This window comes from Xanthomonas sp. NCPPB 1132 (genome assembly GCF_056629235.1).
The window spans coordinates 1548732-1562268 of sequence record NZ_CM152819.1; the positions used below are offsets into that span (position 1 = coordinate 1548732).

At 68.7% G+C, this 13537-nt stretch carries 12 protein-coding genes; 8 read left to right on the plus strand and 4 right to left on the minus strand.

Features of this window, described 5'->3' with window-relative positions; genetic code table 11:
- Positions 1-103 precede the first annotated feature (103 nt).
- The 4 genes from clpB to AC1G9L_RS06625 all read left to right on the plus strand — a co-directional run bounded on the left by clpB (position 104) and on the right by AC1G9L_RS06625 (position 4850).
- Positions 104-2689: an ATP-dependent chaperone ClpB gene (clpB, locus tag AC1G9L_RS06610; RefSeq protein ID WP_481070534.1), complete on the plus strand. Its 2586-nt coding sequence runs from the start codon at positions 104-106 to the stop codon at positions 2687-2689.
- Between the two features lie 137 nt (positions 2690-2826).
- A complete protein-coding gene (locus tag AC1G9L_RS06615; protein ID WP_046978296.1) occupies positions 2827-3036 on the plus strand; it encodes a ribbon-helix-helix domain-containing protein in 210 nt (69 codons plus the stop codon).
- Positions 3033-3305 carry a hypothetical protein gene (locus AC1G9L_RS06620; RefSeq protein WP_019800869.1) on the plus strand — a complete coding sequence of 91 codons (273 nt, stop codon included), beginning with the start codon at positions 3033-3035 and terminating at the stop codon, positions 3303-3305. The genes AC1G9L_RS06615 and AC1G9L_RS06620 overlap by 4 nt, the downstream gene beginning before the upstream one ends.
- Positions 3306-3563: 258 nt before the next feature.
- Positions 3564-4850, plus strand: coding sequence for an O-acetylhomoserine aminocarboxypropyltransferase/cysteine synthase family protein (locus AC1G9L_RS06625; protein ID WP_019800868.1), 1287 nt, complete (start codon positions 3564-3566; stop codon positions 4848-4850).
- An 87-nt stretch (positions 4851-4937) separates the two neighbouring features.
- Here the strand turns inward: AC1G9L_RS06625 and AC1G9L_RS06630 are convergent, their stop codons facing one another.
- Positions 4938-5876, minus strand: a complete 939-nt coding sequence (locus AC1G9L_RS06630) for a LysR family transcriptional regulator (protein WP_481070535.1) — start codon at positions 5874-5876, stop codon at positions 4938-4940.
- A gap of 59 nt (positions 5877-5935) precedes the next feature.
- Here AC1G9L_RS06630 and AC1G9L_RS06635 point away from each other — a divergent pair, with 59 nt between their 5' ends.
- Positions 5936-7972: an FUSC family protein gene (locus tag AC1G9L_RS06635; protein ID WP_481070536.1), complete on the plus strand. Its 2037-nt coding sequence runs from the start codon at positions 5936-5938 to the stop codon at positions 7970-7972.
- 63 nt (positions 7973-8035) lie between these two features.
- Here AC1G9L_RS06635 and AC1G9L_RS06640 read toward each other — a convergent pair whose 3' ends face one another.
- Positions 8036-8785 (minus strand): glucose 1-dehydrogenase, encoded by a 750-nt coding sequence (locus AC1G9L_RS06640; protein WP_019801440.1) that lies wholly within the window; start codon positions 8783-8785, stop codon positions 8036-8038.
- Between the two features lie 97 nt (positions 8786-8882).
- Here AC1G9L_RS06640 and AC1G9L_RS06645 point away from each other — a divergent pair, with 97 nt between their 5' ends.
- Positions 8883-9254 carry a winged helix-turn-helix transcriptional regulator gene (locus tag AC1G9L_RS06645; protein ID WP_019801441.1) on the plus strand — a complete coding sequence of 124 codons (372 nt, stop codon included), beginning with the start codon at positions 8883-8885 and terminating at the stop codon, positions 9252-9254.
- A 129-nt stretch (positions 9255-9383) separates the two neighbouring features.
- Here the strand turns inward: AC1G9L_RS06645 and AC1G9L_RS06650 are convergent, their stop codons facing one another.
- Complete coding sequence (locus AC1G9L_RS06650; RefSeq protein WP_481071038.1) at positions 9384-10187, minus strand: AraC family transcriptional regulator; 804 nt, start codon at positions 10185-10187, stop codon at positions 9384-9386.
- Positions 10188-10244: 57 nt separating this feature from the next.
- On the opposite strand from AC1G9L_RS06650, the gene AC1G9L_RS06655 reads away from it, so the two are divergent.
- The gene (locus AC1G9L_RS06655; RefSeq protein WP_481070537.1) at positions 10245-11483 is read left to right on the plus strand and encodes an MFS transporter; all 1239 of its coding nucleotides are present in this window, start codon (positions 10245-10247) and stop codon (positions 11481-11483) included.
- 102 nt (positions 11484-11585) lie between these two features.
- The gene (locus tag AC1G9L_RS06660) at positions 11586-12671 is read left to right on the plus strand and encodes a sterol desaturase family protein (RefSeq protein ID WP_481070538.1); all 1086 of its coding nucleotides are present in this window, start codon (positions 11586-11588) and stop codon (positions 12669-12671) included.
- Between the two features lie 516 nt (positions 12672-13187).
- Here AC1G9L_RS06660 and AC1G9L_RS06665 read toward each other — a convergent pair.
- A complete protein-coding gene (locus AC1G9L_RS06665; protein WP_019801875.1) occupies positions 13188-13502 on the minus strand; it encodes a PsiF family protein in 315 nt (104 codons plus the stop codon).
- Positions 13503-13537 lie beyond the last annotated feature (35 nt).

Here is a 13537-nt window from a genome sequence, read left to right on the forward strand (position 1 = left end):
CGTAGCGTATACAGACGCCGCCGACGGCCTTGAAACAGGGGCGGACAGCCGCATTTTGCTGGCATGCCGGCACGGCCGGCCCTTTCCTTCAGAGGACTTTCCGATGCGGATGGACAAGCTCACCTCGCGCTTCCAGCAGGCCCTGGCCGACGCGCAGTCGCTGGCCGTTGGCCGCGACCACACCATCATCGAGCCGGTGCACATGTTCGTCGCGCTGCTCGATCAGGCCGGTGGCAGCACCCGGCCGTTGCTGGCGCAGGCCGGCGTCAACGTGCCGGTGCTGCGCGAACGCCTGGGCGAGGCGCTGGACAAGCTGCCCAAGGTCAGCGGCCAGCCCGGCAACGTGTCGATGGGCAACGACCTCAGCCGCCTGCTCAACCAGACCGACAAGCTGGCGCAGCAGCACAACGACCAGTTCATCGCCAGCGAGTGGTTCGTGCTGGCAGCGGCCGACGACGGCGGCCCGTTGGGCCTGGCGCTGCGCGCGGCCGGCGCCGACAAGAAGAAGCTCGAGGCCGCCATCGACAAGCTGCGCGGCGGCGAGACCGTGCAGTCGGAGAACGCCGAGGAACAGCGCCAGGCGCTGGAGAAGTACACCATCGACCTCACCGCGCGCGCCGAGAGCGGCAAGCTGGACCCGGTGATCGGCCGCGACGAGGAGATCCGCCGCACCGTGCAGGTGCTGCAGCGGCGCACCAAGAACAACCCGGTGCTGATCGGCGAGCCCGGCGTCGGCAAGACCGCCATCGTCGAGGGCCTGGCCCAGCGCATCGTCAATGGCGAAGTGCCGGAAGGTCTGCGCGGCAAGCGCGTGCTGTCGCTGGACATGGGCGCGCTGATCGCCGGTGCCAAGTTCCGCGGCGAGTTCGAAGAGCGGCTCAAGGGCGTGCTCAACGACCTGGCCAAGAACGAAGGCCAGATCATCCTGTTCATCGACGAACTGCACACCATGGTCGGCGCCGGCAAGGCCGATGGCGCCATGGACGCGGGCAACATGCTCAAGCCGGCGCTGGCGCGCGGCGAGTTGCACTGCATCGGCGCCACCACCCTCGACGAGTACCGCAAGTACATCGAGAAGGACGCGGCGCTGGAGCGGCGCTTCCAGAAGGTGTTCGTCGGCGAACCGACCGTGGAGGACACCATCGCCATCCTGCGCGGGCTCAAGGAGCGCTACGCGGTGCACCACGGCGTGGAGATCACCGACCCGGCGATCGTCGCCGCGGCCACGCTGTCCAACCGCTACATCACCGACCGCCAGTTGCCGGACAAGGCCATCGACCTGATGGACGAGGCGGCCAGCCGCATCCGCATGGAGATCGACTCCAAGCCGGAGGAACTGGATCGCCTGGAGCGGCGCCTGATCCAGCTCAAGATCCAGCGCGAGATGCTGAAGAAGGAGAAGGACGAGGCCTCGCGGCAGCGCCTGGCCGACCTGGAGAGCGACATCGACAAGCTCGAGCGCGAGTTCTCCGACCTGGACGAGGTGTGGAAGTCGGAGAAGGCCGCGCTGCAGGGCGCGACCAAGATCAAGGAGCAGATCGAGCAGGCGCGCGTCGAGCTGGAGGCGGCGCAGCGACGCCAGGACTACGCCAAGATGAGCGAGATCCAGTACGGCCTGCTGCCGAACCTGGAGAAGCAGCTGGCCGCGGCCAACGAAGCCGAACAGCACGACTTCAAGCTGGTGCAGGATCGCGTCACCGCCGAGGAGATCGCCGAGGTGGTGTCGCGCTGGACCGGTATCCCGGTCAACAAGATGCTCGAGGGCGAGCGCGACAAGCTGCTGCGCATGGAGGACGAGCTGCACCAGCGCGTGGTCGGCCAGGAAGAAGCGATCAAGGTGGTGTCCGATGCGGTGCGCCGCTCGCGCGCCGGCCTGTCCGATCCGAACCGGCCGAGCGGCTCGTTCCTGTTCCTGGGCCCCACCGGCGTCGGCAAGACCGAGCTGTGCAAGGCGCTGGCCGAGTTCCTGTTCGACAGCAGCGACGCGATGATCCGCATCGACATGAGCGAGTTCATGGAGAAGCACTCGGTAGCGCGGCTGATCGGCGCGCCTCCTGGCTACGTGGGTTACGAAGAAGGCGGCTACCTCACCGAGGCGGTGCGGCGCCGGCCGTATTCGCTGATCCTGCTCGACGAGGTCGAGAAGGCGCACAGCGATGTGTTCAACATCCTGCTGCAGGTGCTCGACGACGGCCGCCTCACCGACGGGCAGGGCCGCACCGTGGACTTCCGCAACACCGTCATCGTGATGACCTCCAACCTGGGCTCGCACCAGATCCAGGAGCTGAGCGGCGACGGCAGCGCCGAGGCCTACACGCAGATGAAGGCGGCGGTGATGGGGGTGGTGCAGGCGCACTTCCGCCCGGAGTTCATCAACCGCCTGGACGACATCGTGGTGTTCCACCCGCTGGACAAGGCGCAGATCAAGTCGATCGCGCGCATCCAGTTGCATGGTCTGGAGAAGCGCCTGGCCGAGCGCGGGCTGAAGATCGAACTGGGCGACCGCGCGCTGGAACTGCTCGGCAACGTCGGCTTCGACCCGGTGTACGGTGCGCGGCCGCTCAAGCGCGCGATCCAGGCGCAACTGGAGAACCCGCTGGCGCATCAGATATTGTCCGGCCAGTTCGTCAGCGGCGACACCATCAAGGTCGAGGCCGAGGGCGGCAAGCTGGTGTTCGAGAAGGCCTGAGGTGGCGCACGGCACGTTGCGGCCGCCATCGCCCGGGGCGAGCCTGGGCGATGGACGAGCCGGCCCGCAATGCGTGGTGAGGTGTATTTGAGGATATTTGATGTATATTTGCCTCATTGCGCGATCTGGAGGCTGTCATGTCTGTCCGTCTGAACCTGAACCTTTCCGACGATCTCAACAAAGCTATCGACCAGGCCGCCCTGGAATCCCAGCAGAGCAAGAGCGAGATCCTGCGCAAGGCGTTGCAGCTTTACCTCGCTGCCCGTGACGGCACTAAACAGGGTCGCAAGATCGGCTTGGTGAATCCGGAGACCCGCCAGCTCGAAACCGAAATCATCGGGTTATGAGTACGCTTGACCTGAACAATCCGCCAAGCGGACATAGCTTCAAGGTCAATGTCGAAAAGAACGAAACCGATGCCGAGCGCGCGGTACGCTTGATCAAGGACGTCCTGCTGTTCTTGTTCGCTTCGATCTTCATCGGCGCGATCGGCTGGTTCTGTCTGGCGACGCTGCTGGATACGACCGGCAAGGTATCGGCTGACGACAAGAAGTGGGCGATGTCGTTCCTTACCGCGGTAGGCGGCGCACTGGTAGGATATCTGGTGCGCAAATAGCGTGGTGATCAATGGCAGTAATGCGGTGCTTCAGCGTCTTGCCATGGCCGCCATGCCGAACGACGCCAACGGCTCCGCACGGCGAAGGCGATGATCGGGGCCGTCGCGTGGCTCGCGCAAAGCCAGGACATGTGGCACGGCGGACGGGAATTTCAAAGCGCTTCGCGCACTCCGGGTATAGGCTCATAACCAGCGGTTAGCAGGCCCTTACCGAATCGCCGTTATTGTCTCCGCTCTCCCTGCCGAGACTCGTCGCCCATGTCCGACCCGAACTGGAAGCTGGAAACCATCGCCGTGCACGGCGGCTATCGTCCCGATCCGACCACCCGCGCGGTGGCGGTGCCGATCTACCAGACCGTGGCCTACGCCTTCGACGATACCCAGCACGGCGCCGACCTGTTCGACCTGAAGGTGCAGGGCAACATCTACAGCCGCATCATGAATCCCACCACCGACGTGCTGGAGCAGCGCATCGCCGCGCTGGAAGGCGGCATCGGTGCGCTGGCGGTGGCCTCCGGGCAGGCGGCGGTGACCTACGCCATCCAGACCATCGCCGAGGCCGGCGACAACATCGTCTCCTCCAGCGCGCTGTACGGCGGCACCTACAACCTGTTCGCGCATACGCTGCCGCTGTCCGGCATCCAGACCCGCTTCGCCGACTACCGCGATCCGGGCGCCTTCGCCGGGCTGATCGACGAGCGCACCAAGGCCATCTTCGTCGAGTCGATCGGCAATCCGCGCGGCAACGTCACCGACCTGGAAGCGGTGGCCGCCATCGCCCATGCGCATGGCGTGCCGCTGATTGTCGACAACACCGTGCCCACGCCGTACCTGCTGCGGCCGTTCGAGTTCGGCGCCGACATCGTGGTGCATTCGCTGACCAAGTACCTGGGCGGCCATGGCACCAGCCTGGGCGGGGCGATCGTCGATTCCGGGCGCTTCCCGTGGGCGGCGCACGCGCAGCGCTTCCGCCGCCTCAACGAGCCGGACGTGAGCTACCACGGCGTGGTCTACACCGAGGCGCTGGGCGAGGCCGCCTACATCGGCCGCGCGCGGGTGGTGCCGCTGCGCAACACCGGTGCGGCGCTGTCGCCGTTCAACGCGTTCCAGATCCTGCAGGGCATCGAGACGCTGCCGCTGCGCATGGACCGGATCAACCAGAACGCGCTGGCACTGGCGCGGCACCTGCAGGGCGAAGCCAAGGTGGAGTGGGTCAATTACGCCGGCCTGCCGGACCATCCCGAGCACGCGCTGGCGCAGAAGTACCTGCGCGGGCACGGTTCCGGCGTGCTGACCTTCGGCCTGCGCGGCGGCCGCGCCGCTGGCGCGCGCTTCCTCGATGCGCTGCAACTGTTCACCCGCCTGGTCAACATCGGCGATGCCAAGTCGCTGGCCACCCATCCGGCATCCACCACGCATCGCCAGCTCTCGCCCGAGGAATTGCAGCGCAGCGGCGTCAGCGAGGACACGGTGCGGCTGTCGGTGGGCATCGAACACATCGACGATTTGCTCGCCGACCTGCAGCAGGCGCTGGCGCAGGCCTGAGCGCGAGGCAGCGTCGCCGCGACGGGGCGTTCCCGATAACGCCCGTCGCGGCTGAAGCCGCTCCTACAGGGCAACCTGAGAGGTGCTTCAGTCGCACACGCGCCAATCGGCGAAGATCTCCAGCAGGAAGTCGACGAAGGCGCGCACCTTGCGTTCCTGGGTGGCGCGCCGCGGATAGAGCGCGGTGATCTCCAGATCCGGCCAGCGTTGCCAGTCTGGCAGCAGGCGCACCAGTTGGCCCTGGTCGAGCCGCGCCTGGACCAGCGGCTGGGAGAGCAGGGCGATGCCGGCCCCTTGCGCCACCTGGCGGATCACCGTGGTCGATTCGTTCGAAATCAGCAGCGGCCGCAGGGTCAGCTCGATCGATTCGCCGGTGCCGTGCCGCAACGCCCAGACCACGAGCGGGGCATCCGCGCCGACCGCGAGCACCGCGTGGCCGAGCAGGTCCTTGGGATGCGCAGGCGTGCCGGCACGGGCCAGATAATCGGGACTGCTCACCAGGATGGCGCGCGAGGCGCCCAACGGCCGCGCAACGTAGCTGGAGTGGGGCGGTGGCCCGACGTGGACGGCAACGTCCAGACCATGGCTGAGCAGGTCCAGTGGCTGATCGTCGTAGGTCAGCGCCAGTTGCACGCCTGGGTGGCGCTGGCGGAATCGCGCCAGCTGCGGCTCCAGCACCAGCAGGCCCAGCGCATAGGGGGCCAGCACACGCAGGGTGCCGCGCGCCTGCGCGCGCAGGTCGCGCGCGTCCTGCACGGCATCCTGCAGGGTCTGTTCGGCCTCCACGCAACGGGCATAGAAGGCGCGCCCGGCCTCGGACACCGCCAGCCGGCGGGTGCTGCGATGGAGCAGTTGCACGCCCAATGCCTGTTCCAGTGCCTTGATGCGACGGCTGACGCTGGTCAGCGGCACGCGCGCCTGGCGCGCGGCGGCGGTGAGGCTGCCCTGTTCGACCACGCGCAGGAACAGCCGCACGTTGTCGAAGTCCACGCGGCCGGCGCGCGCGTTTTCTTCCGTTTCTGGCAAGAGTCTATCCATCTCCGGCCGCATTATGCTGAAAACCGTCCGCCGCTACGATGAGGTCCATGCGCCTGCCCAGCTTCGACGCGGTGTCGATGGTCCGTCTCCGTCCTTCTCCCGAGGTGTGGTTTGCGCTGCGGACCACGGCCGCCGCGCTGCTGGCGCTGGCCATCGCGCTGCTCTGTTCGATGGAAGACCCCAAGTGGGCGGCGATGACGGTCTTCATCGTGGCCCAGGCCGACCGCGGCATGAGCGTGGTCAAGGCGCGCAACCGCATCGTGGGCACGCTGGTGGGGGCGAGCATGGCCGTGGTGTTGATGGGCCTGTTCGGCCAGGCGCCGCCGTTGTTCATGATCGCGCTGGCGCTGTGGCTGGGTGCCTGCACCGGCATGGCCAGCGTGGTCTCGGCCTTCCGCAGCTATGGCGTGGTGCTGGCCGGCTACACGGCGGTGATCGTGGGCATGTCTTCCACCGCCCATCCGCAGCAGGTGTTCGACATCGCCGTGGCGCGCGCGACCGAGATCCTGATCGGCATTGCGGTCGAAGGCGTGATTGCGTCGATCTTCTCGCCGGCGTCGCCGCGCCCGGCACTGGAGCGACGGCTGGAGACGTATCTGCGCCAGGGCAGTGCGCTGGCCGCACGGCTGCTGCGCGGCGAGGCGACGGGCACGCAGATCCACGGCTTCTTCGCCAGCGCCTTGGCGCTCAACGACGCAGTCGACTATGCCGCCGCGCGGTCGCGCGAGATCGCGCGGTTGGGCGGCCGCCTGCGTCACATCAGTTACCTGATGCTGGCGCAACTGTTGGCGGCGCAATCGTGCCGGGTCGGCCTGGAGGGACGCGCGCCTTCGCGTGCGCTGCGCGGCGTGCACGACCTGTTGATCCAGCGCGCCGAGGGCCGCTCGCCCGGCGAGGACGCATTGGCGGCCACGCTGGGGCGGCTCGATCGGCGCCATCGCCGCCTGCGCCGGCTGTGCATGCAGCGGCGCGACGCCTTCGACCGTGCCTTCGCGCTGGAACACGCGCGCAGCATCGTGCGCGACATGCAGGCCAGCCAGCACGAACAGGCGGCGTTCGAACAGGGCCAGCCGTCGCGTCGCCGCTTCGCCACGCGCCGCCATCGGGACCTGTACGAAGCGGCGTACAACGGAGTGCGCGCCTTCCTGGCGATGGGGGCGGCGTCGCTGTTCTGGGTCTACAGCGGCTGGAGCGCCGGTGCGGGCATGGTGACCATCGTCGGCGTGGTGTGCGCGCTGTATGCGACCCGGCCCGATCCGGTGTCCGGCAGCATCGGCTTCCTCAAGGGCGCCGGGTTGGCGGCGCTGGCCGCCTTCGTGTGCATCGTCTGGCTGCTGCCGTGGGTGGAGGATTTCGCCGGGCTGGTGGCGGTGCTGGCGCCGTTCCTGATCCTGGCGGGGCTGGCGATGCGACGGCCGTCGACGGCCGCGCTGGGCGCCAGCGGCTCGATCTTCTTCATCGATCTGGTGGGGCCGCTCAACGGCACCACGACCGGCGTGGTGCAACTGTTCAATGGCGCGCTGACGCTCTTGTTGGGCATCGGCATCGGCGTGCTGATGTTCACCGTGCTGCTGCCCAGCGGGGCCGAGCGCTACCTGCGCCGGCTGCGGCGTTCGGTCGACGCCGATCTCGCGGCGATCGCGCTGCATCCGCGGCGCATGCAACGGCGCGCATGGTTCGGCCTGATGGCCGATCGCATGCGCGCGCGCCTGGGCCTGGCCGCCGCGCTGCCGGAGGCGACGCTGCAGCGCGACCTGGCCGCCTTGCTCGGCGCGCTGGGCATGGGCAGCGACGCGCTCGATCTGGCGCGGACCGATGGCGCGCCGGGGCCGCGGGTGCGTGCGGTGCTGCGCCGGCTTGCGCGCGGCGACCTGCCGGGCGTGGCCCAGCAGGCCATGCGCGCGGCGCGCCACCATGCGGTCCTGGCGGGCGACCGTCTGGACGCGCAGGCCCAGGCGCACTGGCACACGGCGATGGTGCTGTGGGACATGGCGCTTTGCGCGCGCGAGTACCTCCAGGCCGGCGCGCAGGAACGCGTGCAATCGCAGGCGCCGCTGATGCCTTCGGCGCCGCTGCCGTCCTGATCGGCGCGCGATTCGACCGGTCGGCCGGGCTGTGCCGGCAGGGTGTAACCGGCGTCGCGTCGGTCAGACCTGCGCGAATCCGCCGTCCACGAACACCTCGCTGCCGGTCATGAAGCTGCTCTCGTCCGAGGCCAGGAACAGCGCCGTCGCCGCGACTTCTTCCGCGCGCCCGATGCGGCCTAGCGGGAGCTGCGCGGTCATGCCGGCGACGATCGCCTCCTGCTGGCCGGTGCCGGACAGCACCGAGTCCAGCCCGGGCGTGGCGATCGGCCCGGGCGAGAGCACGTTGACGCGGATGCCCGTGCCTTTCAGGTCCAGCGCCCAGCTGCGCGCGAAGTTGCGCAGGGCCGCCTTGGTCGCGCTGTAGACGCTGAATGCCGCGGTGCCCATGCTGCCGGTGGTGGAGCCGGTGAGGATCACCGAGCCGCCGGCGCGCATCAGCGGCAGCGCCTTTTGCACGGTGAACAGCGTGCCTTTGACGTTGACCCCGAAGGTGCGATCGAAGGACTCCTCGGTGATCGAGCCCAGCGGCTGGAAATCGCCCAGCCCGGCATTGGCGAACAGCACGTCGATGCGGCCCTTGCTGGCTTCGACCTGGGCGAAGACGCGGTCCAGATCGTCCAGCCTGGAAATGTCGCCCTGAATGGCGACGGCGTCGGCGCCGATCAGGCGCAGCGCCTTGTCCAGTTCCTCCTGCCGACGCCCGACGATGACGACCTGCGCGCCTTCGGCCGCGAAGCGAATCGCGCTCGCCAGACCGATGCCGCTGTTGCCGCCGGTCACCACTGCAATCTTGCCGTCGAGCCTGCTCATGCTGCGCTCCAGAGAATGGGGAGGCGGCACTGTAGAACCTGGCTATTCTTTTGAATAGTATGCACCATTTGGTAAGTACCTTCGGAGCGGTCGGACCATGGCGAACCCCACTTTCAGCTGCGGTCTCGAGGCCGCGCTGTCCGTGCTCGGCGGCAAGTGGAAGCCGCTGATCCTCTACCACCTGGCGAAGCAGGTGCACCGTTACGGCGAACTGCGGCGTGCCATCGGCGGGGTGACCGACAAGGTGCTGATCCAGCAGCTCAAGGAACTGGAACGCGACCAGGTCGTGGCGCGCATCGATTTCCAGGAGATCCCGCCCAGGGTCGAGTACGCGCTGACGCCGTTCGGGCAGTCCCTGGCGGCGGCGCTGGCAGGGCTGTGCGAGTGGGGCACACAGCACATGCAGACGGTCGAGCGCATCAGCGCGCGTCGCGCGTCCGCCGCGGCCACGTCCAAGTCCCGCGCCTGATCGCAGGTGCCGTGAGCGGTCGCGCGCTGCAGGTCTGGACTCGCGCGCCTGGCCGCGCGGACATCGCGCGCGTGGGCGGTGGTGGCGTGGCTGCGCGGTCGATGCGCCGCCGCCGCGTCGCGGATGCCGCTAGCGGAAGAACTGGCTCGGCGGCTGCCCGAACTGGCGCTTGAACATGGCGGTGAACGCGCTGGGGCTGTCGTAGCCCAGTTCCACGGCCACGTCGATGATGCGGTCGCCAGCGGCCAGCCGTTCCAGCCCGCGCAGCAGGCGCAGTTGCTGGCGCCACTGGCCGAAGCGCATCCGCAGTTCGCGCTGGCACAGGCGCTGGATGGTCTTGACGTCCACGCCTAGTGCCGTGGCCCAGGCGTGCAGGGTGGTGGCATCGGCCGGGTCGGCGTCGAGCGCGGCGCCGATGCGCAGCAGGCGCGCATCGCGCGGCTGCGGCAGGTATAGCGGCAGCGCCGGCAGCGCGTGCAGTTCGTCCAGGATCAGCCGCATCAGCCGTCCGTCGCGCGAGTCGGCGGCGTGGTCCCAGGGGATCTCCGCGGCGCTGCGGATCAGCGCTTCCAGCAGCGGCTCCACCGCCATCACTGCCGGCGTGTCGGGCATGCCGGCGATCGCGGCGGGGCGGATGTACAGGCTGCGCATGTGCAGGCTGCCGATCCAGCGCACGCTGTGCTCGGTGCCGGCGGGAATCCACAGCGCGCGCGTGCTCGGCACCACCCAGTGGCCCTGGCCCGAACGCACCACCATCAGTCCGGACACTGCGTAGATCAACTGGTGACGCGCATGGCGGTGCGGGGCGATGGCGCTGTCGGGTGCGTAGTCGACGGCCTTGCACACCACGTCGGCGGGCGCGTCGTCCGCGTTGCGCGTGGAGCGCGGCACCAATGCGCCCTTTTTGCGATGGTTGCTGGGCATGTCGCGCAAGAAGGTCGAGGCAGGGCAGCCTACCATGCACGCACTTCCGGCAATGCCCGTCCCGCCATGTCCACTTTGCGTCCTGCCGCCCCCGTCGTTTCCTCGCCTGCCGGCACCGCCGCCCCGCGCAAGGTCGCCGCCGGCGTGCTCGCCGCGATCACCTCCTCGCACCTGATCAACGACATGATGCAGTCGCTGATCCTGGCGCTGTACCCGGTGCTCAAGGGCCAGTTCCAGCTCAGCTTCGCCCAGGTCGGCCTGATCACTCTCACGTACCAGATCACCGCCTCGCTGTTCCAGCCGCTGATCGGGCTGCGCACCGATCGCCGTCCGGCGCCGTACTCGCTGCCGCTGGGCATGAGCTCCACGCTGTGCGGCCTGTTGCTGCTGGCCTACGCGCCCAGCTTCGCCATGGTGCTGCTGGCCGCGGCGCTGGTCGGGATCGGCTCGGCGATCTTCCATCCCGAATCCTCGCGCATCGCGCGGCTGGCCTCGGGCGGCCGCCATGGCCTGGCGCAATCGGTGTTCCAGGTCGGCGGCAATACCGGCACCGCGCTGGGGCCGCTGATCGCCGCGGCGGTGATCGTGCCCAACGGCCGCCACAGCGTGGCCTGGTTCGGCGGCGCGGCGTTGCTCGGCATCGCTCTGCTGTCCTACGTCGGGCGCTGGTACGCGCTGCACCTGCAGGCCGCGCGCGCGGCGCCGCGGCCGGTCGCCGCGGTGCCGGCGCTGCCGCGCGCCATGGTGGTGCGCATCGTCGGCATCCTGCTGCTGCTGATCTTCTCCAAGTATTTCTACATCGCCGGGCTGAGCAGCTACTACACGTTCTACCTGATCCAGCGCTTCGGCGTCTCGGTGCAGAGCGCGCAGTTGCATCTGTTCGCGTTCCTGTTGGCCTCGGCGCTGGGCACGCTGATCGGCGGCCCGGTCGGCGACCGCATCGGCCGCAAGCCGGTGATCTGGGTGTCGATCCTGGGCGTGGCGCCGTTCGCGCTGGCGCTGCCGCACGTGGGCCTGCATGCGGCCACCGCGCTGACCGTGCTGATCGGCTTCGTGCTGTCCTCGGCGTTCTCGGCGATCCTGGTGTACGCGCAGGAGATGATGCCCGGGCGCATCGGCACCATCTCCGGGCTGTTCTTCGGTTTCGCCTTCGGCATGGGCGGGCTGGGCGCGGCGGTGCTGGGGCTGCTCGCCGACCACCGCGGGATCGTCTTCGTGTACCAGGTGATGTCGTTCCTGCCGCTGCTGGGCATCGTCGCGGCGCTGCTGCCGAGCCGGCGGGCCGACGCCGTCGCGGCGCACTAGCGCCACCGCGCGCGGCCGGCATCGGCCGGCGCGGACAGCTTGGCGAAAGCCAGCGACCGCATGCTGTCGCGCCGGCCGTCGCGCCCCCATCGCCGCTTCTGCATGCCTGTCATCGCCCTGGTCTCGTCCATTGCCCACGCCTGGTCCACGCTGGTCGACCTGGTCGCCAGCCATGCGGTGGCGCCGCTGCTGGCGGCGCTGCACCTGACCGGGCTCAGCGACGATCCGCACGACATCGCCGCCTCGCTGCTGGTGGCCGCGCTGCAACTGTCCATCATCGGCGTGCTGTTCCGGCCGCTGGAGAGCCTGTGGCCGGCCGAGCGCTGGGAACATCGGCGACTGGCGCGGATCGACTTCCACTACACCTGGTTGATGCTGATCGGGGTGTTCCCGCTGTTCTCGTTCCTGATCCTCACTCCGGTGGTGAACGCGCTGGGCGGCGCCGACCCCAACGCCGCGGCGGCGCCGGAGACCGGCCTGCGCCATCTGTGGCCGTGGCTGGACCAGCATCCGCTGGTGCTGTTCGCGCTGTACTACCTGGCCTACGACTTCACCTATTACTGGATGCACCGGGTGCAGCACTGGATGCCGTGGTGGTGGGCGATGCACAGCATGCACCACAGCCAGCGCCAGCTCAGCTGCTGGGCCAACGACCGCAGCAACTACCTGGACGGCATGCTGCAGTCGTTCGTGCTGGCCGCGGTGGGCATCGCGTTCGGCATCGAGGCCGACGAGTTCGCCTGGCTGATGCTGCTCGGCGAGCTGGTGCAGAATCTGTCGCACGCCAACACCCGTTTCGGCTTCGGCCCGGTGCTCAACAAGATTCTGGTCGATCCGCCGTTCCACCGCCTGCACCACATGCGCGTGGACCCGGAGCGGCCGGGGCTGCACAACTGCAACTTCGGCCAGGTGTTTGCGTTCTGGGACGTGCTGTTCGGCACCGCGCTGTACGGCGAGCCGGTGCGGCCGACCGGGGTGGGCGATCCGATGGTGGACCGCGACAACGAGCTGGGCCTGGTGGCGCTGCAGGTGGAAGGGCTCAAGCGTTTCTGGGGGGCGGTGCGGCGCCGCTCGGGGTGGACGCCGGGCGAAGTGGCGTTCGGCGAGGACTATGCGCCGATCCCGGTGGATCATGCGGGTTTGCCGTTGAGTGGCGGGGATTCGGGAGTGGGGAGTCGGGATTCGTAGGAGCAGTGGCGGTTGGCAATGCGGTTGTTGTTGGCCTCGCTGGCTGTCGTACCCTCACCCCAACCCCTCTCCAGAGGGGAGAGGGGCTAGCGCTTTTCCTTCTCCCTCCGGGAGAAGGTGCCCCGCAGGGGCGGATGAGGGTACGGGCGCAGCCTCGTGCACCTAGACATCGCGAGACGCTACGCGCCGCACCCTCACCCCAACCCCTCTCCCGGGGGGAGAGGGGCTAGCGCTTTTCCTTCTCCCTCCGGGAGAAGGTGCCCCGCAGGGGCGGATGAGGGTACGGGCGCAGCCTCGTGCACCCAACCATCGCGAGACGCTAGGCGACGTACCCTCACCCCCAACCCCTCTCCCGGGGGGAGAGGGGCTAGCGCTTTCCCTTCTCCCTCCGGGAGAAGGTGCCCCGAAGGGGCGGATGAGGGTACGGGCGCAGCCTCGTGCACCTAGACATCGCGAGACGCTACGCGACGTACCCTCACCCCAACCCCTCTCCCGGTGGGAGAGGGGCTAGTCGGCTCACTGCTTCTTCAGACAACCGCTCATGAAGGTCTTGCGGGCGTCGCCCTGCAGCTTCTGCGTCGCGGCTTGCGCGTTGCAGTCCTTCATCCGTTGCTGCGAGGCGTTGCCCGCTGCCGGTGCGCTGCCACCGCTGAGGCAGGCCTTCTGCGCGCTCTTGTACTCGTCGCCTTTCTTGCCCTTGTTCTGGGCCGAACACTTGGCCATCAGGGTCTGTTGTGCGGTCGGTGGCTTGGGCGCGGCGGTGGCCAGCAGCGGTGCGGCGGTGAAGCTCAGCAGCAAACAGGTGGCGGCGAAGCGAGCGGAACGGGTCATGGCGGCAGCTCCGGAGGGTGTGCCGGCAGGATGCG